Origin of the sequence: Pseudomonas sp. FSL W7-0098 (assembly GCF_005930585.1) — a bacterium.
In the GTDB taxonomy this organism is placed as follows: Bacteria; Pseudomonadota; Gammaproteobacteria; order Pseudomonadales; family Pseudomonadaceae; genus Aquipseudomonas; species Aquipseudomonas bubulae.
In genome coordinates this window covers 44191-68323 of sequence record NZ_RXHW01000004.1, presented here as the reverse complement: position 1 = coordinate 68323, position 24133 = coordinate 44191, and the positions used below count along the sequence as shown (strand labels likewise).

Annotated in this window: 22 protein-coding genes; 10 read left to right on the top strand and 12 right to left on the bottom strand. The window is 58.7% G+C overall.

Annotation, left to right across the window (positions count from 1 at the left end; translation table 11 throughout):
* Nucleotides 1–17: 17 nt before the first annotated feature.
* From choV to FHL07_RS08420, 3 genes are all read right to left on the bottom strand, one after another.
* Nucleotides 18–1196: a choline ABC transporter ATP-binding protein gene (gene choV / locus FHL07_RS08430; protein ID WP_094999812.1), complete on the bottom strand. Its 1179-nt coding sequence runs from the start codon at nucleotides 1194–1196 to the stop codon at nucleotides 18–20.
* Nucleotides 1193–2038 carry a choline ABC transporter permease subunit gene (gene choW, locus FHL07_RS08425; RefSeq protein WP_094999813.1) on the bottom strand — a complete coding sequence of 282 codons (846 nt, stop codon included), beginning with the start codon at nucleotides 2036–2038 and terminating at the stop codon, nucleotides 1193–1195. The genes choV and choW overlap by 4 nt, the downstream gene beginning before the upstream one ends.
* A gap of 68 nt (nucleotides 2039–2106) precedes the next feature.
* Nucleotides 2107–3054 (bottom strand): choline ABC transporter substrate-binding protein, encoded by a 948-nt coding sequence (locus FHL07_RS08420; RefSeq protein WP_095019590.1) that lies wholly within the window; start codon nucleotides 3052–3054, stop codon nucleotides 2107–2109.
* 359 nt (nucleotides 3055–3413) lie between these two features.
* Here FHL07_RS08420 and FHL07_RS08415 point away from each other — a divergent pair, with 359 nt between their 5' ends.
* Both FHL07_RS08415 and gbdR read left to right on the top strand, forming a co-directional pair.
* A complete protein-coding gene (locus FHL07_RS08415) occupies nucleotides 3414–4790 on the top strand; it encodes an L-serine ammonia-lyase (protein ID WP_095019591.1) in 1377 nt (458 codons plus the stop codon).
* A gap of 363 nt (nucleotides 4791–5153) precedes the next feature.
* Entirely contained in the window at nucleotides 5154–6257 is a 1104-nt protein-coding gene (gene gbdR, locus FHL07_RS08410; RefSeq protein ID WP_088378748.1) for a choline metabolism transcriptional regulator GbdR, read from the top strand.
* A 120-nt stretch (nucleotides 6258–6377) separates the two neighbouring features.
* Here gbdR and FHL07_RS08405 read toward each other — a convergent pair whose 3' ends face one another.
* The 5 genes from FHL07_RS08405 to choX all read right to left on the bottom strand — a co-directional run bounded on the left by FHL07_RS08405 (nucleotide 6378) and on the right by choX (nucleotide 10245).
* Entirely contained in the window at nucleotides 6378–6635 is a 258-nt protein-coding gene (locus tag FHL07_RS08405; protein ID WP_094999816.1) for a hypothetical protein, read from the bottom strand.
* 110 nt (nucleotides 6636–6745) lie between these two features.
* Nucleotides 6746–7219, bottom strand: coding sequence for a thioesterase family protein (locus FHL07_RS08400; protein ID WP_138738370.1), 474 nt, complete (start codon nucleotides 7217–7219; stop codon nucleotides 6746–6748).
* A 19-nt stretch (nucleotides 7220–7238) separates the two neighbouring features.
* The gene (locus tag FHL07_RS08395; protein ID WP_094999818.1) at nucleotides 7239–8204 is read right to left on the bottom strand and encodes an L-carnitine dehydrogenase; all 966 of its coding nucleotides are present in this window, start codon (nucleotides 8202–8204) and stop codon (nucleotides 7239–7241) included.
* 153 nt (nucleotides 8205–8357) lie between these two features.
* Nucleotides 8358–9245 (bottom strand): 3-keto-5-aminohexanoate cleavage protein, encoded by an 888-nt coding sequence (locus tag FHL07_RS08390; RefSeq protein ID WP_094999819.1) that lies wholly within the window; start codon nucleotides 9243–9245, stop codon nucleotides 8358–8360.
* A gap of 73 nt (nucleotides 9246–9318) precedes the next feature.
* A complete protein-coding gene (gene choX, locus FHL07_RS08385; protein WP_094999820.1) occupies nucleotides 9319–10245 on the bottom strand; it encodes a choline ABC transporter substrate-binding protein in 927 nt (308 codons plus the stop codon).
* 165 nt (nucleotides 10246–10410) lie between these two features.
* Here choX and FHL07_RS08380 point away from each other — a divergent pair, with 165 nt between their 5' ends.
* The gene (locus FHL07_RS08380) at nucleotides 10411–11358 is read left to right on the top strand and encodes a GlxA family transcriptional regulator (protein ID WP_095026631.1); all 948 of its coding nucleotides are present in this window, start codon (nucleotides 10411–10413) and stop codon (nucleotides 11356–11358) included.
* Here the strand turns inward: FHL07_RS08380 and FHL07_RS08375 are convergent.
* Entirely contained in the window at nucleotides 11348–11764 is a 417-nt protein-coding gene (locus tag FHL07_RS08375) for a DUF3010 family protein (protein ID WP_094999822.1), read from the bottom strand. The two genes, FHL07_RS08380 and FHL07_RS08375, sit on opposite strands and share 11 nt — an antisense overlap.
* A gap of 28 nt (nucleotides 11765–11792) precedes the next feature.
* Entirely contained in the window at nucleotides 11793–12194 is a 402-nt protein-coding gene (locus FHL07_RS08370; RefSeq protein WP_094999823.1) for a lysozyme inhibitor LprI family protein, read from the bottom strand.
* Between the two features lie 220 nt (nucleotides 12195–12414).
* Here FHL07_RS08370 and FHL07_RS08360 point away from each other — a divergent pair, with 220 nt between their 5' ends.
* The 6 genes from FHL07_RS08360 (at nucleotide 12415) to etfB (ending at nucleotide 20331) form a co-directional block, all read left to right on the top strand.
* A complete protein-coding gene (locus FHL07_RS08360) occupies nucleotides 12415–13392 on the top strand; it encodes a dipeptidase (RefSeq protein ID WP_094999824.1) in 978 nt (325 codons plus the stop codon).
* 178 nt (nucleotides 13393–13570) lie between these two features.
* The gene (locus FHL07_RS08355; RefSeq protein WP_138738369.1) at nucleotides 13571–14101 is read left to right on the top strand and encodes a 4-vinyl reductase; all 531 of its coding nucleotides are present in this window, start codon (nucleotides 13571–13573) and stop codon (nucleotides 14099–14101) included.
* Nucleotides 14102–14116: 15 nt separating this feature from the next.
* Nucleotides 14117–16177 (top strand): dimethylglycine demethylation protein DgcA, encoded by a 2061-nt coding sequence (dgcA, locus tag FHL07_RS08350; RefSeq protein ID WP_138738368.1) that lies wholly within the window; start codon nucleotides 14117–14119, stop codon nucleotides 16175–16177.
* A gap of 135 nt (nucleotides 16178–16312) precedes the next feature.
* Nucleotides 16313–18253 (top strand): dimethylglycine demethylation protein DgcB, encoded by a 1941-nt coding sequence (gene dgcB, locus FHL07_RS08345; protein WP_094999827.1) that lies wholly within the window; start codon nucleotides 16313–16315, stop codon nucleotides 18251–18253.
* Nucleotides 18250–19491: an electron transfer flavoprotein subunit alpha gene (gene etfA, locus FHL07_RS08340; RefSeq protein ID WP_138738367.1), complete on the top strand. Its 1242-nt coding sequence runs from the start codon at nucleotides 18250–18252 to the stop codon at nucleotides 19489–19491. The genes dgcB and etfA overlap by 4 nt, the downstream gene beginning before the upstream one ends.
* A 69-nt stretch (nucleotides 19492–19560) precedes the next feature.
* Nucleotides 19561–20331, top strand: coding sequence for an electron transfer flavoprotein subunit beta (gene etfB / locus FHL07_RS08335; RefSeq protein WP_138738366.1), 771 nt, complete (start codon nucleotides 19561–19563; stop codon nucleotides 20329–20331).
* A 30-nt stretch (nucleotides 20332–20361) separates the two neighbouring features.
* Here etfB and FHL07_RS08330 read toward each other — a convergent pair whose 3' ends face one another.
* Nucleotides 20362–21024: a transglycosylase SLT domain-containing protein gene (locus FHL07_RS08330; RefSeq protein ID WP_342354459.1), complete on the bottom strand. Its 663-nt coding sequence runs from the start codon at nucleotides 21022–21024 to the stop codon at nucleotides 20362–20364.
* A 1092-nt stretch (nucleotides 21025–22116) separates the two neighbouring features.
* On the opposite strand from FHL07_RS08330, the gene FHL07_RS08325 reads away from it, so the two are divergent.
* Nucleotides 22117–22692: a GNAT family N-acetyltransferase gene (locus FHL07_RS08325; protein ID WP_094999831.1), complete on the top strand. Its 576-nt coding sequence runs from the start codon at nucleotides 22117–22119 to the stop codon at nucleotides 22690–22692.
* 23 nt (nucleotides 22693–22715) lie between these two features.
* Here FHL07_RS08325 and gbcA read toward each other — a convergent pair whose 3' ends face one another.
* Nucleotides 22716–24008 (bottom strand): glycine-betaine demethylase subunit GbcA, encoded by a 1293-nt coding sequence (gene gbcA / locus FHL07_RS08320; protein ID WP_094999832.1) that lies wholly within the window; start codon nucleotides 24006–24008, stop codon nucleotides 22716–22718.
* Nucleotides 24009–24133 lie beyond the last annotated feature (125 nt).

The following is a 24133-nucleotide window of genomic DNA, read 5'->3' as shown; positions in this document are numbered from 1 at the left end:
TGGGGTGAGGGTAATGCCTACCCCAGATTCTTGCCCAGCAGCGCGTGATACAGCTCTGTATCCCCCAGTATCCCTACCACTTTGTGATCGTCGTGCAGCACCAGTTTGTTGCCGGTCTGGTAACGGATCTGTAGTGCATCGCGCATGCCGATGCCACTGTCCACCAGGGTTGGCCCACGCCCCAGGCCTTCTACTGCCTGACCGCTTTTCCAGTGTTGCAGGTCCACCACAGCAGCACCCTGGCGCACGCCTTTTATGGTGTTGCCCTCCGCCAGATCAATCCACGAGTCATCCCCCGGGTCGATGCACACCGAGCCATTGATGCGTTTGCAGTTGTCCAGTGTGCGCATCAGGCTGCGTCCGCACAGCACGTTGAGCGGGTTGGTATGGGCAACAAAGGTGCGTACATAGTCATCGGCGGGGTTGAGCACGATTTCTTCAGGCTTGCTGTACTGCACGATCTTGCCGTCTTTCATGATCGCAATGCGGCTGCCCAGCTTGAGTGCTTCGTCCAGGTCATGGCTGACAAACACAATGGTCTTGTTCAGCTTGTGTTGCAGTTCCAGCAGCTCATCCTGCAAGCCCTGGCGGATCAACGGGTCAAGTGCCGAAAAGGGTTCGTCCATCAGCAGGATATCGGCGTCCATCGCCAGTGCCCGCGCCAGGCCAACCCGCTGCTGCATGCCGCCGCTCAACTCATCGGGCTTTTTATTGCGCCATTGAGTCAGACCCACCAGCTCAAGTTTTTCATCCACCAGGGTGCGGCGTTCCTTTTCGGGACGGCCCTGCATCTCCAGCCCGAAGCTGATGTTTTCGCGCACCGTCAGCCAGGGCATCAGGGCGAACTTCTGAAACACCATGGCGATGCGCTTGGTGCGCATCATCTTCAGTTCGGCAGGGGTGCACGAGGCAATGTCTATCTGCTTGCCTTCGTGCTCTACATACAACTGGCCGCGACTGACCGTATTGAGCCCGTTGATGCAGCGCAGCAAGCTGGATTTCCCCGAGCCTGACAAACCCATCAGTACGCAGATTTCACCTTTTTCGATGTCCAGGCTGGCCTTTTCGACGCCAACAATCTGCCCGGTTTTTTTCAGGATCTGATCCCGCGACAAGCCCTGGTCCAGAAGGCCGAGTGCTGCGCGGGGGTCTTTGGCGAAGATCACGTCAACATTATCGAAACGGATAATACTCATGCGTCGGCTCCTGCTTTGGCGTCCGGCTGCTTGCAGATACGGTCGAGCATGATGGCCAGCAGCACGATCGCCAGCCCGGCTTCAAAGCCCAAGGCGATATCGGCAGTGTTGAGGGCATTGACCACCGGTTTGCCCAGACCATCGGCACCCACCAGGGCGGCGATCACCACCATCGACAATGACAGCATGATGCATTGGGTAATCCCGGCGGCGATGCTCGGCATGGCGTGGGGAAGCTCGATACGGGTGAGCAACTGGCGACGGGAGCAGCCAAAGGCCTTGCCCGCATCAAGCAACTCATGGGGGACATCGCGGATGCCCAGGTAAGTCAGGCGGATCGGCGCGGCAATGGCAAATACCACTGTGGAAATCAGCCCCGGCACCACGCCCAGCCCGAACAAGGTCAGGGTCGGGATCAGGTAAACGAAGGTAGGAACGGTCTGCATCAGGTCGAGAACAGGACGCATAAAGGTGTAGAACATAGGTTTGTGCGCCGCGAGAATTCCTAGCGGCACGCCGATGATCACGCATACAAATGTAGCGAACAGCACCTGGGCCAGGGTTTCCATGGTTTCTTGCCAATACCCCAGGTTAAGGATCAGCAGAAACGACAGCGCCACAAAAACCGTGAGCCCCCACTTGCGCTGGATAAAGTGGGCAAACAGTGCAATCAGCCCGATAAACACAAAGGGATTGAACCAGGTCAGGGCAAAGGTCACGGCGTGGATCATGGCTTCCAGCGTGCTGGCGATGGCATCGAAGGTGCTGGCGCCGTGCTGGGTCAGCCAGTCGACGAAGTTTGCAATGTAATCGCCCAGAGGGATTTTTTGATCAATCAGCATGGTAGTGAACGTCCGCATGCAGGGGAATTGAAACGGAGCCGGGCGCAGTTGCCGCCCGACGCCCGCGATTACTTCGCAAGGCTGGCTTTAACGGCCTCAAGCCCGGGCTTGCCATCCACCGTGGTAACACCCGCGAGCCAGCTTTCAAGCACTTGCGGGTTTTGTTTGAGCCAGGCTTTGGCGGCCGCGTCGGGTTTGATCTTGTCGTCCAGCACCTTGCCCATCAGGGTGCTTTCCATGTCCAGGGTAAACACCAGATTCTTCAGTAACTGACCCACGTTGCTGCATTCTTCGGTGTAGCCCTTGCGGGTGTTGGTGTAGATGGTCGCCTGACCATAGTTGGGGCCGAAGAACTCATCGCCACCGGTGAGGTATTTCATTTTGAAGCGAGTGTTCATCGGGTGGGGTTCCCAGCCCAGGAACACCACCTCGGTGCCACGACGCTGGGCGCGGTCAACCTGCGACAGCATCCCCGCTTCGCTGGATTCCACCACTTTGAAGCCGGCGTCCTTCAGGCCGAAGGCGTTTTTGTCGATCATGGTCTGGATCATGCGGTTGCCGTCGTTGCCCGGCTCGATGCCGTAGATCTTGCCGTCCAGTTCCTTGCTGAATTTGGGCAGATCGGAGAAGTCCTTGAGGCCCTTCTCATAGAGGGCTTCGGGTACGGCGAGGGTGTATTTGGCGTTCTCCAGGTTGGCGCGCACTGTCTCGACGGTGCCCGCGTCGCGGTAGGCCTTGATGTCGTTTTCCATGGTCGGCATCCAGTTGCCGAGAAACACGTCCATGTTCTTGCCATCGGCCAGCGACTTGTAGGTAACCGGCACGGAAATCATGGTGGTTTTGGTTTTGTAGCCCAGGCCCTTGAGCACTTCGCTGGTAACGGCGGTGGTGACGGTGATGTCGGTCCAGCCGACATCCGAAAAATTGACGGTACTGCATTGCGCCGGTTCTGCTGCCTGGGCGATGACGGGCAGACTCAGCAATGCAGCCAGCAACAACGATGAGGAATGTGTCATGGAGCGACTCCTGTGTGTCCGGGTTGCGGTTTTCGATCGAAAAGCCGCACATATCAGTTGCGGTCGGGCGATGCCTGGCAGGCGTGTTGCCAGCGCATCTTGCAATCGAGTCAGAACCGATCATGTAACAGCGAAAATCAAACGCCTACAGGGGGCGTCGCATCCAGTACAGGCAGGGTCGTATCTAGTACCTGCGAGGTCGTATCTGGACGAATGAGGCTTGAAAACTGTCTTTTTCATACCTCTGCGCCCTATAAAACGTCGGGGGCGCTGGCAGGCAAAGGCGGGTCGTAGCTGGACGTTTTTGCCGACTGCAAACACCCCATGATGCAAGGCATTCACCCCCGAGGTTCGTGCTCATGGCTATCAGCGTGTTTGACCTGTTCAAGATCGGTATCGGCCCTTCCAGTTCCCACACCGTGGGCCCGATGCGGGCGGCGGCGCTGTTTGTGCAGGGCTTGCGTGAACGCGATCAACTGCAACAGGTAAGCCGTATCGAAGTGCAGCTCTATGGCTCGCTGTCGGCCACCGGTATCGGTCATGGCAGTGACAACGCGGTCATCATGGGTTTGATGGGGGAATGGCCGGATGCGATTGATCCGTCCTGCATTGGTTCGCGTATCGCGCAGCTGCGCGAAAGCCGCACCCTGTTACTCGACGGCCATGTACCGATTCCGTTCGACTGGGCGCAGGATATGCGCCTGATAGACGAGAACCTGGCATTTCATCCCAATGCCATGACCCTGGTAGCGCACAGCGGGCACGGCATATTGCATGGCGATACTTATTACTCGGTTGGCGGTGGCTTTGTAGTGGATGCGGCGCAAGCGGCCAGTGGCGTATTGGACATGGATCGCACCGAGCTGCCTTACGATTTTAATAGTGCCGTCGAACTGCTGGACCTGTGCCGCACACATCACCTGAGCGTGGCGGCATTGATGATGGCCAACGAACGCATCTGGCGCAGCGAAGATGAAATCCGCTGCGGTCTGATCAAACTTTGGCGCGCCATGCAGGACTGCGTGGAGCAAGGCCTGAAACATGAAGGCATCCTGCCCGGCGGCCTCAATGTACGTCGGCGTGCTGCGCGCCTGCACCGCAGCCTGCTGGAACTGGGCAAGCCCAATGTGATCGGCTCGACCCTGAGCGCGATGGAATGGGTCAACCTGTTCGCCCTGGCGGTCAACGAAGAAAACGCAGCCGGCGGGCGCATGGTCACGGCGCCCACCAATGGTGCGGCAGGGATCATCCCGGCAGTGTTGCACTACTTTATGAAATTCAGCGATGAAGTCAGCGAAGCGCATGTGGTCGACTACCTGCTGAGCGCCGCGGCGATCGGCATTTTGTGCAAAAAGAATGCGTCGATTTCCGGGGCTGAAGTGGGCTGCCAGGGCGAAGTCGGCTCGGCCTGCGCGATGGCGGCTGCCGGGCTGGCGCAAATCCTCGGCGCCACCCCGGAGCAACTGTGCAACGCCGCTGAAATTGGTCTGGAGCATAACCTGGGCCTGACCTGTGACCCGGTGGGCGGGTTGGTTCAAGTACCCTGCATCGAGCGCAACGCGATTGCCGCAGTCAAGGCGATCAATGCGGCGCAGATGGCCTTGCGCGGTGACGGCCAGCACTTTATTTCCCTGGACCGGGTGATCCGCACCATGCGCGACACCGGTGCCGACATGCACGACAAATACAAGGAAACCTCGCGCGGCGGCCTGGCGGTCAGTGCGGTGGAATGTTGAGCCCCCAAACACCTCTGGGAGCGGGCTTGCTCCTACAGCCTCGGCGCTTTTTCAGCGCACACCGACCCGTTTTGGCGCACTCGTACTTTCGGTGACATTCTGTAACCGAGCAGCTCCTACACCCTTCCCACAAGTGCTACCGATGTGCTCAACAGCCTCGGTCAGCACCTGTGTATCCGTGTTTAACCGTCATTTCCCATCACCCTGCCAGACACATTGCGACGTCGTTTTCAGACTTTGTTGAATAGCCATTCAAGTTTAGGCATGGCATTTGCGTTGTCATTTCAAAGCCCCGTGAAACGAGGGTAATAACAAGAGCCTGTGCCTGAGGCCATCACCCGCTTTGTGTGAGGAGATACCGCGATGACGTCGTTCAACTCCGGGGTCCAACCCCAGAACCGTACGCCTCAATCCATCGGCTTTCTGCTGCTGGACAATTTCACGCTCATTTCCCTGGCTTCCGCGATAGAACCTTTGCGCATGGCCAACCAGTTGTCGGGCCGTGAGTTGTATCGCTGGAGCACCCTCAGCGCCGATGGCAGTCAGGTCTGGGCCAGTGACGGTCTGCAGGTGACCCCCGACGCCAGCATGCACAAGGCTCCGGCGCTGGACATGGTCATCGTGTGTGGTGGTATCGGCATTCAGCGCACCGTGACCCGTGAGCATGTGTCCTGGTTGCAGAGTCAGGCGCGCCAGTCCCGTCGCCTGGGTGCCGTGTGCACCGGCAGCTGGGCCCTGGCCTATGCCGGCTTGCTCGACGGTTTTGATTGCAGTGTGCACTGGGAATGCCTGGCCTCGATGCAGGAAGCCTTCCCGCGCGTGGCCATGAGCACGCGGCTGTTTACCCTCGACCGCAGCCGTTTTACCAGCTCGGGCGGCACGGCACCGCTGGACATGATGCTGCACCTGATCAGCCGCGATCATGGCCGTGAACTGTCGGCGGCGATTTCGGAAATGTTTGTGTATGAACGTATCCGCAACGAGCAGGACCACCAGCGCGTGCCGCTCAAGCACATGCTCGGCACCAACCAGCCCAAGCTGCAGGAAATCGTCGCGTTGATGGAAGCCAACCTCGAAGAGCCCATCGACCTTGATGAGCTGGCGGTGTATGTGACTGTGTCGCGGCGCCAGCTCGAGCGCTTGTTCCAGAAGTACCTGCATTGTTCGCCGTCGCGCTATTACCTGAAGTTGCGGCTGGTGCGGGCGCGGCAGTTGCTCAAGCAAACACCGATGTCGATTATTGAAGTGGCGGCGGTGTGCGGCTTTGTGTCCACGCCGCATTTTTCCAAGTGCTACCGCGAATACTTCGGCATTCCGCCACGGGATGAGCGGGTGGGTTCCAACACTGCGCAGCAGACCACCCTGGTGCAGATCCCGCAGTCCCTGTTGCTGGCGCCGCTGGCCGGGCCGATGTCGGCGTTGAATCAGGCGCGCAATGAGTCGACGTTTGCCAGTGTGAGGATTTAACAATCAAAAGCGCCCTCACCCGGGGTGGGGAGGGCGCTTGATCTGTATCGAGGCGCAAAACTGCTTTTTCTTTTAGTCCCCCTCCCTTCGGGAGAGGGCTAGGGTGAGGACGCTTTTGCCTTACCCGACCTTGCTCTGCTTGAACTGCGCCAAGCCCGGCAGCAACTGCCGGTCAATGGCCTCGCGCACTGCAGGCAAAATGGTTGCGCTGCCGGTGTAGAGCTTTTCGACCAACCCCTTGAGGGCGCGGGCATTGGTCTCGTTCAGCCCACAGACTGCCGTTGTGCAGGCCTGCTCCGCCGTACCTGACACTTCAAAGCCCAGCGAGCGCAGTTGGCCAACCAGATCCTGCTCATCAATCAAATCCGCGTGCATCATGACTTTTTATCCTTCTACAAAGCGCGATCGAAGTCTGATTCTGGTAGGGCTTTAGCCAGTGGGCAAGGGCGGTTTGGTGATATGTCTGATATGCCTAAGAACAGGTCGTTTTAAGGCACAGGCAAGGCAATCAACCGACTCACATACTCGGGTCTCGGCAGATCACGCTGTTGCTCCCCGATGGCCTGCAATACGGCCAGCGTGTGCTCGCCAAAGGGAGCGGAACGCGGGCCTGCCAAGTCAACGTGCAGCAGCATTTGCTCATTGCCCGCGAGGGCTCGCCCATCACCTGCCAGGTGCAGGCTGTGATAGACATGCAGGCGTTTTTTGTCGTGGCCGATGAGTTGGGTACGCACTTCAACGTGGGCGCCGAGCTTCACCTCGTGCAGGTAATTAAGATGCACCTCCAGGGTGAACAGTGAATGACCGCTGGCTTCGCGGCCCTGGCTGTCCAGCCCCAGGCGGTCCATCAGGGCATCCGTGGCGTAGCTGAAAATCAGCAGATAAAAGGCGTCGCGCAAGTGGCCGTTGTAATCGACCCATTCTTCAAGAATGGGCGTGGTGTAGGTGGTGAGGGTGGGCATGCTGTACCTCGCGGTTCGATCAGTCGTTGATGGTCATGCCATGTTTGAGTCTGGTTGCGTTCACCGCTTCCATCACCGCCAGCAGGCAGTCATCCCGATAGCTTTCCAGCGCGGCAATGCTGTGCTGGCCGAGTTGTTCAGTGGTGCCTTCCACCACATCGTCGATCAGTTTTTCGCTCAGTTCCGGAGCGGGCAAATACGTCCACGGCAGTTGCAGCGCCGGGCCGAACTGGTTCATGAAATGTCGCATTCCGGCATCGCCACCGGCCAGGGTGTAGGTCAAAAAGGTACCCATGAACGACCAGCGCAACCCTGCGCCAAAGCGAATGGCGTCGTCAATTTCACCGGTGCTGGCCACCCCGTCATTGACCAGGTGCAGCGCCTCGCGCCACAAGGCTTCGAGCAGACGGTCGGCAATAAACCCGGGCACTTCCTTACGCACATGTAGAGGGCGCATGCCCAGGGATTGATAAACCTTGATTGCCGCCTGAATGGCCTCGGGAGCGGTTTTTTGCCCGCCCACCACCTCGACCAATGGCAACAGGTAAACCGGGTTGAACGGGTGCCCGACAATGCAGCGCTCGGGGTGTGTGGAGGTTTCATAAAATTCGCTGGGCAGCAGGCCCGAGGTGCTGGAGCCGATCAATGCATCGGGTTTCGCGGCGGCGCTGATTTTGCTGTGCAGTTCAAGCTTCAGGTCGAGCCGCTCCGGGGCGCTTTCCTGAATAAAATCGGCATCGCGCACGCATTCATCAATGGTGCTGACAAAGCGCAGCCGGTGTTGGGATGCGCCTTCAGCAAGGCCGCTTTTTTCCAGTGCGGGCCAGGCTTTGGCGACGCGTTTGCGCAGGGCCGCTTCGGCACCGGGGGCCGGATCCCAGGCCACTACGTCCAGGCCGTGGGCGAGGGCGCGAGCAACCCAGCCGCTGCCAATGACACCGCTGCCCAGGGCGGCGAAGGTTTTAATCTCGGTGATAAAGGTCATGGCGTGCTCCTGGATAACAATAATGAGAGTGCGTGGGAGCGAGCCTGCTCGCGAAGGCTCCAAGGGCACCGCGATAACTCAGTCAACAGGCGTTATCGTTGACGACCTTCGCGAGCAGGCTCGCTCCCACAGGCAATGCTGCTGCGTAGTTGCTTAGCGGCGTTCTTTAAGGCCCATCTTCACCCGGCCTTCTGCCGGGCTCAGCACCCGTGCACCCAGGCGGCTGAGGATCTCTGTGGCGCGCTCCACCAGTTGCCCGTTGGTGGCCAGCACTCCTCGGTCCAGCCATAAATTGTCCTCAAGCCCGACCCGCACGTTGCCGCCCAGCAGCACCGCCTGCGCGGCCATCGGCATTTGCATGCGACCAATGCCGAAACCGGCCCACACCGCATCAGGCGGCAAATTGTCGACCATGGCTTTCATGCTGGTGGTGTCTGCCGGAGCGCCCCACGGGATACCCAGGCATAGTTGAAACAGCGGGTCATCCAGCAGGCCTTCCTTGATCATCTGTTTGGCGAACCACAAATGGCCGGTGTCGAAAATTTCCAGTTCGGCTTTAACGCCAAGTTCCTGGATGCGCTTGGCGCCCGCTCGCAGCTGTGCCGGGGTGGACACGTAAATCGTGTCGCCGTCGCCAAAGTTCAGGGTGCCGCAGTCCAGGGTGCAAATTTCCGGCAACAGCTCCTCGACGTGAGCCAGACGGGTCAGCGGGCCGACCAGGTCGGTGTTGGGACCAAACTCCATCGGGTTCTCACCCGGGCCGATATGCAAGTCCCCTCCCATCCCGGCCGTGAGGTTGACGATGATGTCGATGTCCGCCTCGCGGATGCGCTCCATCAGTTCGCGGTACAGCGCTACATCGCGGCTGAACTGCCCGGTTTTCGGGTCGCGTACATGGCAATGCACTACTGTGGCTCCGGCCTTGGCCGCTTCCACGGCAGCTTCGGCAATTTGCTTGGGGGTGACCGGTACCAAAGGGCTGCGGCCGCTGGTGTCGCCGGCACCGGTGAGTGCGCAGGTGATGATGACGTCGTGGTTCATGGGGCATTTCCTTGGGGCGTAGAGCGCCACACCGCAGCCATTGCAGGCTGCGCAGGGCGGGCTCGGTGTTGAATTATTTAGCGCTGAGTTTCAGGTTCCCGGCAGCGGGTTTGCCGTCTACCGTGGTCACCCCTTCAAGCCAGCGCTGCTGGTCTTGCGGGTGGTCCTTGAGCCACTGCCGGGCGGAGGCTTGAGCATCCTTGTGATCAAGCAGCGGCTGCATCATGCGGCTCTCGTCTTCGGCGCTGAAGGTCAGGTTGCTGAGCAAACGGCTGACGTTCGGGCAGCGGCTGGCGTAGTCCGGGGCAGTGACCGTCCACACCGTGGCCCGGCCTTCATCAGGGCCAAGGGCATCTTCACTGCCCGTCAGGTAGGTCATGTCCTGATTAATATTCATCGGGTGCGGGGTCCAGCCGAAGAACACAATCGGCTCATTGCGTTTTACTGCGCGGGTCACCGCCGAGAGCATGCCGGCTTCACTGGACTCCACCAACTGGAACTTGCCCAGGCCAAACTGGTTTTTCTCGATCATGGCCTTGATCTGGGTATTGGCGCCGGAGCCCGGTTCGATCCCGTAAATCCTGCCGCCCAGTTCTTTCTCGAATGTGGCAATGTCAGCAAAGCTTTTGAGCCCCTTGTCAGCCATATAGGTTGGAACGGCAAGCATGGCCTTGGCGTCTTTAAGGCTCGGTTCGGCCAGTACCGTGACCTGTTTGGCGTCCACAAACGGGGTAATGCTCTGGTTCATGATCGGGTTCCAGTAACCCAGAAACATGTCCAGCCGCTTGTCACGCAGGCCGGCGAAAATAATTTGCTGTGAGGCACTGGTCTGTTTGGTTTTATAGCCCAGACCGTCGAGCAGGGTTTGCGCCATGGCGCTGGTGGCGATTACATCGGTCCAATTGACCACGCCCATGCGTACGTTCTTGCACGAAGCATCTTCAGCCGCCAACGCGTAGGGGCTCAGTACCAGCAGGCAACAGCTGATCAGTCGTTTCATGGGGAGGGCCTCGGCAGGTTGTTATTGGGGGATCGGCGTCTTTGTGCACCGTGATACCAAGGTACGCAGGCGGCGTGCTGCGCAACCGCACTGGGGCGACGTGGATTTGCACTGCAGCGACCTGACTGTGGTTCAATCCGCTGAACCGACGTGAGAGCGCCCCCTATGGCCCAGGATTTCTACTTCCTTCTGCTGCCCGGCTTTTCCTCAATGGGCTTTATTTCGGCCATCGAGCCGCTGCGGGTGGCCAACCGTTTTCGCGGTGAGCTGTACCGCTGGCATGTGCTCAGTTGCGGGGGTGGCGCCGTGTTGGCGAGCAACGGTATGTCGGTCAATGCCGAAGGCGGGTTTGAGGCACTTGAAGCCGGGGCGACGTTGTTGGTGGTGGCCGGCTTTGATCCGCTGACCCACGTGACCCCGGCGCTGATTCAGTGGCTGCGTCGTCTGGACAACGACGGCGTCACCTTGGGTGGCATCGACACGGGTAGCGTGGTACTGGCGCAGGCAGGTTTGCTCGACGGCTATCGCCTGACCTTGCATTGGGAGGCGCTGGAAGCGTTCAAGGAGTCATACCCCAAGCTGCATGTGACTCAAGAGCTGTTTGAGATTGACCGCCAGCGCATCACCTGTGCGGGCGGTACAGCCTCCATCGACCTGATGCTCGACCTGATAGCCCAGGCTTATGGGCCTGAGTTGGCGATTCAGGTGTCCGAGCAATTCGTGCTGGGCCGTATCCGTCAGCGCAAAGACCACCAGCGCATGCAGGTCGCCAGCCGTTATGGCATTCATAACAAGAAATTGGTGCAGGTGATTGGCGAGATGGAACAGCACAGCGAGCCGCCACTGAGCACTGCGCAACTGGCGCTTGGCATCAACGTTACGCGGCGCCAGCTGGAGCGTCTGTTCCGTTTGCACCTGAACGACACCCCGCGCAACTTCTATCTGGGCCTGCGCCTGGAAAAGGCCCGGCAACTGCTGCGTCAGACCGACATGAGCGTGCTGGACATCAGCATTGCCTGCGGCTTTGAGTCACCGTCGTATTTCACCCGCAGCTACCGGGCGCGGTTTACCTGTGCGCCGAGGCAGGATCGGGTTGCCGCTACTAACCCTTGAGCAACGCCGCACACGCCGCCTTGTAGGCCTCATGCTGATACTTGTTCAGCGAGGCGGGCAAGTCGAAGGCGTGTTTCTTGTATTGCGCATTGAGGGTCTGTGGCGACAGCAACTGCACCTCGCAATCGTCCAGCAACTGGATGATGCCCTCGATCTTGAAGGTAGTCGGGCCACCGGCAAATTCACCCTTTTTGCTGCGCTTCTTGATTGCAATGCGGGTGATGCCGTTGGCTTTCACAAAGGCCGCTATTTGCATGGCGAAGGCTTTGACGTTGACGCTCTCGTCATCGTCGTCCAGGGCGATTTTCTTGGTGGCATTGGCCCTGTGTTCAAGGCCATTGGCGCCTTGGGCTGCCATTGCAAAAATGGCTTCGCTGCCTTTGATCTCGATACCGCAAATAGTCATAAAAACCCTGGTTTATTCAATATGAAGATCAGTCCTGCCCGATCGATTCCAGAAACTCTGAACGGTCATCGCTGATACGCGCCATGCAATCGTTCTGGGCAATGTTGAACGCTTCGGTGCCGGCGGTGGCGGGGAACACGGCAATTGCGCAATCGGCGTCGCGCTGGTGCAACCACAGGGCCTGGGCGGTCTTTATCTTGCTCAGGATGTTATTGAGTTGCGTCGCGTTACTGCCGTACAGCGAAGTCATGCGTTCCTGCAGGGCTTCGTAGTTTTCGCTCAGCAATTGTTCGGCAGCATTCTTGCTGAACACCGAGCACGCCAGGGTTTGGCGGTCGTTTTCTACCGCGTCGCACGGGTTGTAGTCGGCATTTTCAGCTGCATGAGCGCCGCCGGTGAACAATGCCAAGGCCAGGAGAATCGATTTCATTGCCGCTTCCTAATCCATAGTTGGGGCCGATTCTGGCTTATGCGTGAGCCAAAGAACAGATAGCTCATGACATTGCTGTCGGCGGCTTTGTCGCGTGTTGACGCTTTCGGCAATTGCGCTGTCGCTTTTGCACCCGGCTGGTTTTGACCCCGGGCCTATGCTGGCCCCAATAGCGCCGGCAGACGATTCGGCGCAGCAAACGCCAATAAGGGGACGCCTGATGAGCCCAACCGAGTTGCACGCAGACAGTATCGTTATCGACGGGCTGATCATTGCCAAATGGAACCGCGAACTGTTTGAAGACATGCGCAAGGGCGGCCTCACCGCTGCCAACTGCACTGTGTCGGTATGGGAGGGCTTCCAGGCCACGATCAACAACATCGTCGCCAGCCAGACCCTGATCCGCGACAACAGCGACCTGGTGCTTGCGGTCAAGACCACTGCCGATATCCGTCGCGCCAAGGAACAGGGCAAGACCGGGATCATCTTCGGCTTCCAGAATGCCCATGCCTTTGAAGACCAGCTGGGCTATATCGAGATCTTCAAGCAGCTCGGCGTTGGCGTGGTGCAGATGTGCTACAACACCCAGAACCTGGTGGGCACCGGCTGCTATGAACGCGATGGCGGGCTCTCGGGGTTTGGCCGTGAAGTAGTGGCTGAAATGAACCGTGTCGGGATCATGTGCGACCTGTCCCACGTGGGTTCGAAAACCTCGGAAGAGGTGATTCTGGAATCGAAAAAACCGGTCTGCTATTCCCACTGCCTGCCTTCCGGCCTCAAGGAACATCCACGCAACAAATCCGACGCCGAGCTCAAGTTCATTGCCGACCATGGCGGTTTTGTCGGGGTGACCATGTTCGCGCCGTTTCTGGCCAAGGGTATTGATTCGACCATCGACGACTACGCCGAAGCGATCGAATACACCATGAATATTGTCGGCGAAGATTCGATCGGTATCGGCACTGACTTTACCCAGGGCCACGGTCAGGACTTTTTCGAAATGCTGACCCACGACAAGGGCTACGCCCGCCGCCTGACCAGCTTCGGCAAGATCATCAACCCGCTGGGCATCCGCACCGTGGGCGAGTTCCCCAACCTGACCGAAACCCTGCTCAAGCGCGGCCACAACGAGCGCGTGGTGCGCAAGATCATGGGCGAGAACTGGGTCAACGTGCTCAAGGATGTCTGGGGCGAGTAACCGCACCGTATTTGTTGCGTAGCAGCTGCCGAAGGCTGCTTCCGGCTGCGAAGCAGTCGTAAACCCATATTGCACATTTTTCCTGTCAGGGCGCAGTGAGCGGTTTTGCGACCGCTTCGCGCTCGAACGCAGCCTTCGACAGCTGCACGGGACTTCATCATCTTTTGGAGCGCTACCCATGGCCAAAATCGCCCCGCAATTACCCATCGAAGTCGACAGCGAAACCGGCGTCTGGACTTCCGACGCTTTGCCGATGCTCTATGTGCCGCGCCACTTTTTCGTCAACAACCACATGGGCATTGAAGAAGTCCTTGGCGCTGATACCTACGCCGACATTCTTTACAAGGCCGGCTACAAATCCGCCTGGCACTGGTGCGAAAAAGAAGCCGAATGCCACGGCATCGCAGGCGTCGCGGTGTTCGAACACTACATGAAACGCCTGTCCCAGCGCGGCTGGGGCCTGTTCAAGATCCAGGACATCGATCTCGACAAAGGCACTGCCACCATCAAGCTGGAACACTCCTGCTTTGTGTACGTGTACGGCAAGGTCGGGCGCAAGGTCGACTACATGTTCACCGGCTGGTTTGCCGGCGCCATGGACCAGATTCTGCACGCCCGTGGCAGCAACATCCGCACCGTGGCAGAACAGGTTTATAGCGGATCGGAAGAAGGCCACGACCACGGCCTGTTTATCGTCAAGCCGTTGTAAGTCGAGGATCGGGATATGGCGTTCGAAGCAATGTTTGAGCCGATTCAAATCGGCAAGCTGACCATCCGCAACCGTGTGCTGAGCACCGCCCATGCCGAGGTGTATGCCACCGATGGCGGCATGACCACCGAGCGTTATGTGCAGTACTACGAAGAAAAGGCCAAGGGCGGTATCGGCCTGGCGATTTGCGGCGGCTCTTCGGTGGTGGCCATCGACAGTCCACAAGAGTGGTGGAGTTCGGTCAACCTGAGCACCGATCGCATTATCCCGCACTTCCAGAACCTGGCCGATGCCATGCACAAGCATGGCGCCAAGATCATGATCCAGATTACCCACATGGGCCGCCGATCGCGCTGGGACGGCTTCAACTGGCCGACCCTGATGTCACCTTCCGGTGTACGTGAGCCGGTGCACCGGGCCACATGCAAAACCATCGAGCCTGAAGAAATCTGGCGGATCATCGGTAACTACGCCAGTGCCGCAGGCCGGGCCAAAGCCGGTGGACTGGACGGGGTTGAGCTGTCGGCGGTGCACCAGCACATGATCGACCAGTTCTGGAGCCCGCGTGTCAACAAACGCACCGATGAATGGGGCGGCAGTTTTGAAAACCGCATGCGTTTCGGCCTCGAAGTGCTCAAGGCCGTGCGCGCTGAAGTCGGCCCGGATTTCTGCGTGGGCATCCGCCTGTGCGGGGATGAGTTTCACCCTGATGGCCTGAGCCATGAGGACATGAAACAAATCGCCAAGTACTACGACGACACCGGCATGCTCGACTTTATCGGCGTGGTCGGCTCGGGATGTGACACCCACAACACCCTGGCCAACGTAATCCCCAACATGAGCTTTCCGCCGGAGCCGTTTTTGCACCTGGCCGCCGGGATCAAGGAAGTGGTCAAGGCCCCGGTGCTGCATGCGCAGAACATCAAGGACCCGAACCAGGCCACGCGGATTCTGGAAGGGGGTTATGTCGACATGGTGGGCATGACCCGTGCCCATATCGCCGATCCGCACCTGATCGCCAAGATCAAGATGGGCCAGGTCGACCAGATTAAACAATGCGTGGGTGCCAACTACTGCATCGACCGTCAGTACCAGGGGCTGGATGTGCTGTGCATCCAGAACGCGGCCACCTCCCGGGAATATATGGGCGTGCCGCATATCATCGAAAAATCCATCGGGGCCAAACGCAAGGTGGTGATTGTCGGCGCCGGGCCAGCAGGGATGGAGGCGGCACGGGTAGCTGCCGAGCGCGGTCATGACGTGACCCTGTTCGAGAAAAAGGACGCCATCGGCGGGCAGATCACCACCGCCTCCAAAGCGCCCCAGCGTGACCAGATGGCAGGCATCACCCGCTGGTTTCAACTGGAACTGGCGCGCATGAAAGTTGACCTGCGCCTGGGCACCGCAGCGGATGCGGCGACGATCATGGACTTGCGTCCGGACATTGTGGTGCTGGCGGTGGGCGGGCACCCGTTTGTGGAGCAGAACGAACACTGGGGCGCGGCCGAAGGGCTGGTGGTCAGCAGCTGGGATGTACTCGACGGCAAAGTGGCGCCCGGTAAAAACGTGCTGGTGTACGACACCATTTGCGAATTTACCGGTATGTCGGTGGCCGATTTTGCGGCGGACAAGGGAGCGCAGGTCGAGATCGTGACCGACGACACCAAGCCCGGTGTGGCCATTGGCGGCACGTCATTCCCCACGTATTACCGCAGCCTGTATCCCAAGGAAGTGGTCATGACCGGCGACATGATGCTGGAGAAGGTCTACCGCGAGGGTGACAAGGTGATTGCTGTGCTGGAGAACGAATACACCGGTGTCAAAGAAGAGCGGGTGGTCGATCAGGTAATCATCGAAAACGGTGTGCGACCGGATGAAGAGCTGTATTACGGGCTCAAGCCGGATTCGCGCAACAAGGGCCAGATCGACGTCGAAGCCCTGTTCGCGATCAAGCCGCAACCGTGCTTGAGCGAGGCGGGGGACGGCTACCTGCTGTTTCGTATCGGTGACTGTGTGGCCCAGCGCAACGTGCATGCAGCGATCTATGACGCGCTGCGGTTGTGCAAGGATTTTTGACCCGACACCGAACCAATGTGGGAGCGGGCTTGCTCGCGATAAACGATCACGCGGTGTTGCTGATGCACCGCGTCGCCTGAATCGCGAGCAAGCCCGCTCTCACATCAGACCTGCGTGGTCTTTGGGAGCTTCACCATGCTCAATATCGTTCTCCCCATCCTGCTGTTCGCCGCCCTCGTCCTGGCGATTGCGGGCGCCATTCGGCGCATGAACATGTGGCGCCGTGGTCGCCCGGCCAAGGTCGATCTGCTTGGCGGGCTGCTGGCCATGCCCCGGCGCTACATGGTCGATCTGCACCACGTGGTCGCCCGCGACAAATACATGGCCAACACCCACGTCGCCACTGCTGGCGGCTTTGTGCTGGCGGCCGTGCTGGCGATCCTGGTGCATGGCCTGGGCCTGCATAACCGCATCCTCGGCTATGCCTTGCTGTTGGCCACGGCGCTGATGTTTGTGGGCGCGCTGTTCGTGTTCAAGCGTCGCCTGAACCCACCCTCGCGCCTGTCCAAAGGCCCGTGGATGCGCCTGCCGAAAAGCTTGCTGGTGTTTTCCGCCAGTTTTTTCATCCTCACCTTGCCGGTTGCAGGGCTGTTGCCCGAAGGCTTCGGCGGTTGGTTGCTGGCGGCGGTTTTAAGCGTGGGTGTGGCGTGGGGTGTGTCGGAATTATTTTTCGGCATGACCTGGGGCGGGCCGATGAAGCACGCCTTCGCGGGCGCATTGCATCTGGCCTGGCACCGCCGCGCCGAGCGCTTTGGCGGCGGCCGTTCAACAGGGCTAAAACCGCTGGATTTAAACGATCGCAGTGCGCCCCTGGGCGTGGAAAAACCCAAGGATTTCACCTGGAACCAATTGCTGGGGTTTGACGCCTGCGTGCAATGCGGCAAATGCGAAGCCGCCTGCCCGGCTTTCGCCGCCGGCCAGCCGCTCAATCCAAAGAAACTGATTCAGGACATGGTGGTCGGCCTCGCGGGCGGCACCGATGCTCACTTTGCTGGCAGTCCCTATCCCGGCAAACCTATTGGTGAGCATGGCGGCAACCCGCATCAGCCGATCGTCAACGGGCTGGTCGATGCCGACACGCTGTGGTCCTGCACCACTTGCCGCGCCTGCGTTGAAGAGTGCCCGATGATGATCGAGCATGTGGACGCCATCGTCGATATGCGCCGTTTCCTGACCCTGGAAAAAGGTGCGACACCGAACAATGGCGCGCAGGTGCTGGACAACCTGATCGCCACCGATAACCCCGGGGGTTTTGCCCCCGGCGGGCGGATGAACTGGGCAGCGGACCTGAACCTCGACCTGATGCGCGACAAGCCCGCCGTGGACGTGTTGTTCTGGGTCGGTGACGGGGCTTTCGACATGCGTAACCAGCGCACCTTGCGTGCCTTTGTCAAAGTGCTCAAGGCCGCCCGGGTCAACTTTGCCGTGCTGGGCCTGGAAGAGCGCGACAGTGGCGACGTGGCCCGGCGTCTTGGGGATGAAGCGACCTTTCAGGCGCTGGCTAAGCGCAATATCCAGACCCTGGCGCAGTACAGCTTCCAGCGCATCGTCACCTGCGATCCGCACAGTTTTCATGTGCTGAAAAACGAATACGGCGCCTTTGGCGGCGACTACCTTGTGCAACATCACAGCACTTATATGGCCGAGTTGATCGATGCCGGCCTGCTCAATCTTGCCGCGGATGCGGGCGGCAGCGTGACCTATCACGACCCCTGCTACCTGGGCCGCTATAACGGCGAATACGAGGCGCCGCGTGCGGTACTGCGCGCCTTGGGTATCGAGGTCAAGGAGATGCAGCGTTCGGGCTTTCGTTCCCGTTGCTGTGGTGGCGGTGGCGGCGCGCCGATTACCGACATCCCCGGCAAGCAGAGGATCCCCGACATGCGCATGGACGATATCCGTGAGACGGGCGCCGAGCGTGTGGCGGTGGGTTGCCCGCAGTGCACGGCGATGCTCGAAGGGGTGGTCGAACCCCGTCCGCAAATCAAGGACATTGCCGAACTGGTGGCCGATGCGCTGATTGAAGACGTCGTGGCCAAACCTGTCCGACGGCCAGAATCGGAGGTGATCGCATGAGTGACATTATCCGCCGCGACCCACGGGCCGAGTGGATCGCCCGTAACCGTCTGCATCCGTTGCACGCGGCCATGCAACCCGTGCAGCAGAGCTGGATGGGGCCCAATGGCGTAGTGCGCAAAAATGTCCATGGTGCAGGTTTTATCGGGCCCAACGGCATCAAGCGCATAGACCGCAGCGGCGCGCAGCAGGGCGGGACCAGCAGGCGCGCGGCCAGCGTCGAGGTGCAATTACCGCTGCATCAGGTCGCGGCCCCGGCGTTTTATATCGCCGTGGTGCCGGATATGGTCGGGGGCCGCCTGAGCAGCCACGACCGCGATCTGCTGGGGCTGGCCCATCAATTGGCGGGCAGCGATGGAGCGGTGCTGGCGGTGGTATTCGGCGAGTCCAGGGAGACCGCCTTTGCCACGGCCGGGGTTGATCGGCTGTTGATGCTCGACAGTGAAGGTTATGCACCGGAGCACCAGGTGCTGGGTTTACGGGCTGTGGATAACCAGTTCACGCCACGCCACTGGCTATTGCCTGACAGCCGCAGTGGTGGCGGTGAATTGGGCCGGCGCTTTGCCGCCAGCTTGGGAGAACGCCCGGCCACGCGGGTGTGGCAACTCAAGGATGGCGTTTGCATCGGCCGTGCCGGGGCAGGTCAACAAGATGTCGTCCAGCCGTTGCGGCGGTTGATTCTGGCAGCGGCCGAGTGTGCCGAGCCGGTCAGTGAAACCCGGCATGAAGCGCTGGAGGTGCAGTTATCCACAGCAGCTGCCAGCTGTTTGCCGCGTATTGAGGATCTGGGCGCGGTTGAAGTTGACCCTGCTGCGATTCCCATGGCTGAAGCCGAATTTATCCTCAGCGGTGGTAACGGGATCAAGGACTGGGGACTTTTCCACAGGGCTGCCACTGCCCTTGGCGCCACCGAAGGTGCATCACGAGTGGCGGTGGACGATGGCTTTATGGGTCGCGAGCGTCAGGTGGGGGCCAGCGGGGTATGGGTCACGGCGCGGGTGTATGTGGCGGTCGGGATCAGCGGGGCGATCCAGCATCTGCAAGGGATTGGTGCCTGTGACAAGGTGGTGGCGATCAACCTTGACCCTGGCTGCGACATGGTCAAACGCGCGGATGTGTCGGTGATTGGTGACGGTACGGCGGTGCTTGAGGCACTGATCGAGGCTGTGGATAACTGGCGCAGCGCAACCTCTGTGGGAGTGGGCTTGCCCGCGATTCGGGCGACCCGGTCAGCCTGATACACCGCAGTGATTCCATCGCGAGCAAGCCCGCTCCCACAGGATTGAGTTCAGTCTGGAGATTTGCAAATGACCATCGCCACCGTTGCACTGGTTTCAATCGGCGCCCATCCTGCTTCAGGCCGCGCCCGTCGCGCCGAACAGGACGCCCGTGCCGTCGAACTGGGCCTGGAGCTGGCCGGTGACAGCCTGCATGTGCTGCACGCGGGCAACCCCCATGAACCGGCCTTGCGCGCCTATCTGGGCATGGGACTGGAGGAGCTTCATGTGCTGGAGCAACCCGACGGCGCCGATGCCGTGCCAGCGTTGCGCGATTACATCCGTGAAGCGGGCGTGCAACTGGTACTCACCGGCAGCCAGGCCGAAACCGGTGAGGGTTCGGGCATGCTGCCGTACCTGTTGGCCGAAGAGCTGGGCTGGCCACTGCTGGTAGGTGTGGCGCAGATCGAATCTATCCAAAATGGCGTGGCCCAGGTGCTGCAAGCCTTGCCCCGGGGGCAGCGACGTCGGCTGCAGGTTCGCCTGCCATTTATGGTTACTGTGGATAACGCTGCTCCCAAGGCGCGCCAAAGCGCCTACGGCCCGGCTACAAGGGGGCTGGTCAGTGCCGAAGTGGTTGAAATCGTTGCCGATGAGTTATCCACAACCGGCGTATTGCAACCTGCCCGACCACGGCCCAAGCGCTTGAAGGTGATAAGGGCCAAAAGTGGCGCAGATCGCATGAAAGCAGCTACCGCCAAGGCGGCTGGGGGTTCCGGGCAAGTTCACAAAGGGCTCAGTGCTCAAGCGGGAGCCGAGGTGATTCTCAAGCTCCTGATCGAAGAAGGCGTTGTGCGCTAGCGTTTGCGGCCGGAACCTGAGCCAGCGACATCATTTGTATTTGCGCTCGCCGCCAGATGCAAATATGGCCTGAGATTTACGGGCGTCAGCCTGGAGTCTTTGCTCGCGCTGGCTGACTAACTGCCCGTAGTACCCCTTGACGCGAAGGGCGTAGCGATTGCGCAGATGTTCACGATTTGGCTTTGTTCCGGCGTTATAGGCGCCCACGGCGTCCCAGCTGTAACCCAGTTGTTTGACAAATTTGGCTAGGATCCAGGCACCGGCCATGACACTGGTGCAGAGTTGAGTCTGTAGTTGATATTCACTAATGCCAAAAGTGGCAAGGTGTTTTATATGGCGACTGTTGACTTGCATCAAACCTATATCGTAAGTCCCGTCTTTATTGACGTTGCGTGCGGCCGGATTCATTTTCGATTCAACTTGGGCAATGGCATGTAACAGCAACGGATCAATGTCATAGCGGTTGCCTGCATCCTGCCAGCAATTGGCATGAGCGAAGGTCGGTGTTAGTCCGGCACATATGACAAGTATAATCAAAAATGAATGTTTCATATAAAGACCTCGCCGTTTCAGATAACGGATAAAGCAGGGGTGCCAATCTAATCGATAGATTGTTTTATCCTGTTGAATCTGCACGGTTTTGTTGATAATTAATAAGGAATCCGCAGTGTTAAGTGTGGCGCGCAAGATCACAAAATTTTCACGTTTAAACTATAAGTATTGGCGGGTTTTAGGGGCGTGTTACCTGCAGTTTTTGTAGGTGGTTGAGTGCCTGTATAAACAGGGTGGCGAACAGGCTGCATAAAAATAAATATAGGACTTATTCGATTGATGGCAATTATCCTTCAATCAAAATTGGATCCATTGAAATGAACCAGCTAATAGTGAGTTGGTTATCTTTTTGTTGGATTGTTCATTTTGTGAGTGTTTAGAGTTGTTTAATAAGGGGAAGGGGCCTTGCAGGCTGAAATTGATATAATGTTTGGCGTGATGCCAAATCTCTAAAAAGTCTAAGAAACGTGGCAGATGATGGTGATCGATCCATTGTTTTTAACGTCTGATATCACTGCCTTCGCGAGCGAGTTTGCGGACAGCATTTTAGGAGGCAAGGTGCTGCCAGGCATCTGCGCAAAGTTACCCCGGGTTTCTGTGTGCCTGCCTGTGGGTAACCTGTCTGTATTTGCTTGCAGGGCCCGGCTGACGTGGCTCCTGCAGGTTTGTACAAAAAATGATCGCTGCCAGGAAATCACACTTGCAGAGCGCTTGCTCTGTTTACCCACAAACTCTGTTGGTGAAGGTGTGGATAAGTTGTTCGCTCTATCCTGCAGGCCTTTATATTAAAGGGCTCCAAGGTGCTGATCAAAAAATGTTCAATCCACGTTGCCATCGTCTTTTGATGGGATAAAACCAGCCAATACAAGGGCTAAGGGAGTTTTCAACAGGGTGGATAAAGTTGCGCACATATTCAGTTGGTCAAACTGTGGATAAGGTGGGTGTGGTTATCTGCAGGCCTTTAAAACCGTGGCTTGTGCAGGTTTGCACAAAAAATGTACAGATGTCTGCCCCGGTAGTGATCCATGACTTCCCCACAGTTGCTGTGGGTGTGCCTGTGGACAAGATGTTGGTGAAGGGCTGTAGCCCTTTGATTGCATGGGCTAGAGGGGAGTGGTTAAAAAACGATCATTAGCATGCAATACATGGACATAAATGAGGCCAGGGTTGTGTGTTGTTGACTTGAATCGGTTTGAGCTAAAAAGAGTCCTGTGCCCCCGTGGAGTAAAACGAATGAGCGTTTCATTTCGTCCAGCAGTGCGTGCCGATGCACGCGAAATTGCACGTCTTTTTCAGATATCGTCCGAAGGCTGCGCCGATTACATCTGGAGTCAGATGGCGCAGCCGGGTCAGCAACTACTGGACGTCGGGGAGATGCGTTATGCCCGTGCGGGGGTCATATTTTCGTATGAAAACTGCTGGATTGCCGAGGCCGAGGGCCTGGTGATCGGCATGATGCACAGCTTTGTGATGCGCGACGACCCGGATGCCCAGCCTGAGACTGACCCGGTGCTGGCACCTTATGCGGATATGGAAATCCCGGACACGCTGTATATCTCAAGCCTGGCTTTGCATAAGGGCTGGCGAAACCTCGGGTTGGGCGCCAGGTTCTTGCTGCATGCCAAGGCGCGTTGCGGCGAACTGGGGCTGACCGGTTTGAGCCTGATCGACTATGCGGCGAACACAGGTGCCCGTCGATTTTATGAGCGCCATGGTTTTGAGATCGTCAAAACCTGCCAGATAACGCCCCACCCGCTGATCCGCGTAACGGGTGAGGCGTATTTGATGCATTGTCCACTTCCCAGTTAATCGCCCCCTGCGCAGATGCAGGTTTACTGGGCAACCACACCCTTGAGATACGCCGCAGGCGCCGCTCCCAGATTGTTCAGCAGCCGCTCGCTGTACCAGTCGACAAAGTTGACCACGCCAAACTCGTAGGTTTGCGAGTACGGCCCTGGCTGGTAGGCGACCGAGTTGATGCCGCGCTGGTTTTCTTCAGCTAGCCGGCGATCCTGGTCGTTGGTGGCGTCCCAGACCTTGCGCATGCGCTCCACGTCGTAGTCCACGCCTTCTACCGCATCCTTGTGCACCAGCCATTTGGTGCTGACCACGGTTTCCTGCGCGCTGATCGGCCATACGGTAAATACGATGATATGGTCGCCCATGCAGTGGTTCCACGAATGCGGCAAGTGCAGGATGCGCATTGAGCCCAGGTCCGGGTTTTTGATGCGCCCCATCAGTTTTGCACAGCCTTGCTTGCCGTCCAGGGTCATCGAGACCGTGCCCTTGAGCAGTGGCATGCGCACGATGCGGTTACGCAGGCCGAAGCTGGCGTGGGCATAAGGAATTTTCTCGGCGTCCCAGGCGGCTGCTGAGGCGGCGACGTGATCCTTGAATGCCTGGTCGGCGCGCGGGTCGGTGACGTCGTCCCATTCAAGCAGGGTCTTGAGCAACTCGGGGTGCGACGCGTTGCAGTGGTAGCACTCGCGGTTGTTTTCCAGCACCAGTTTCCAGTTGGCCTTTTCCACCAGGGTGGTTTGAATCGCCACCTTGGTGTTTTCCATGTCGTAAGGTTCCATATAGTGGTTCAGTGTGGCGAGGAACTCGTCGATGGCGGGAGGGTTCTCGGCCAGGCTGATAAAGATATAGCCGCCCGCGGTTTTGACGTTCACCGGCTTGAGGCCGTATTGCTTCATGTCGAAGTCCGCACCCATCTCGGTGCCGGCAAACAGCAGGCGCCCGTCCAGCTCATAGGTCCACTGGTGGTAATGACACACCAGTTTGGCGACCTTGCCTTTTTCGCTGGTGCACAGTCGCGAACCACGATGGCGGCACACGTTATGAAAGGCATGCACCTGACCTTCTGCGCCGCGAATCACGATAATCGGGTTCTTGCCCACCTGCAGGGTCAGGAAGTTGCCCTTGGCCGGTATCTCGCAAGTCATGCCTGCAATCAGCCACTCCTTCTGGAAGATCTCCTGCATATCGATTTCGAACAGGCGCTCGTCGTTATAAAACGGCTGTGGCAGCGAAAATGTCCGCTCGCGGTTCTGCAGCATCTCGGCGGTGGCCTTGCGTGCGGGTTCCAGTGGATCGCCCAGGCTCAAGTTTGCGGTGACGTCCATCGTTGTAGTCCTCATGGCCATCGGATGTGGCCTAAAAATGGCTGATCAGGGGTTCGACGCAAGGCAAAGCAATACAAGTGGTAGTGGCGCTGAGTGTGCGTTCGAAGTGCGCCGCAGCCATATCT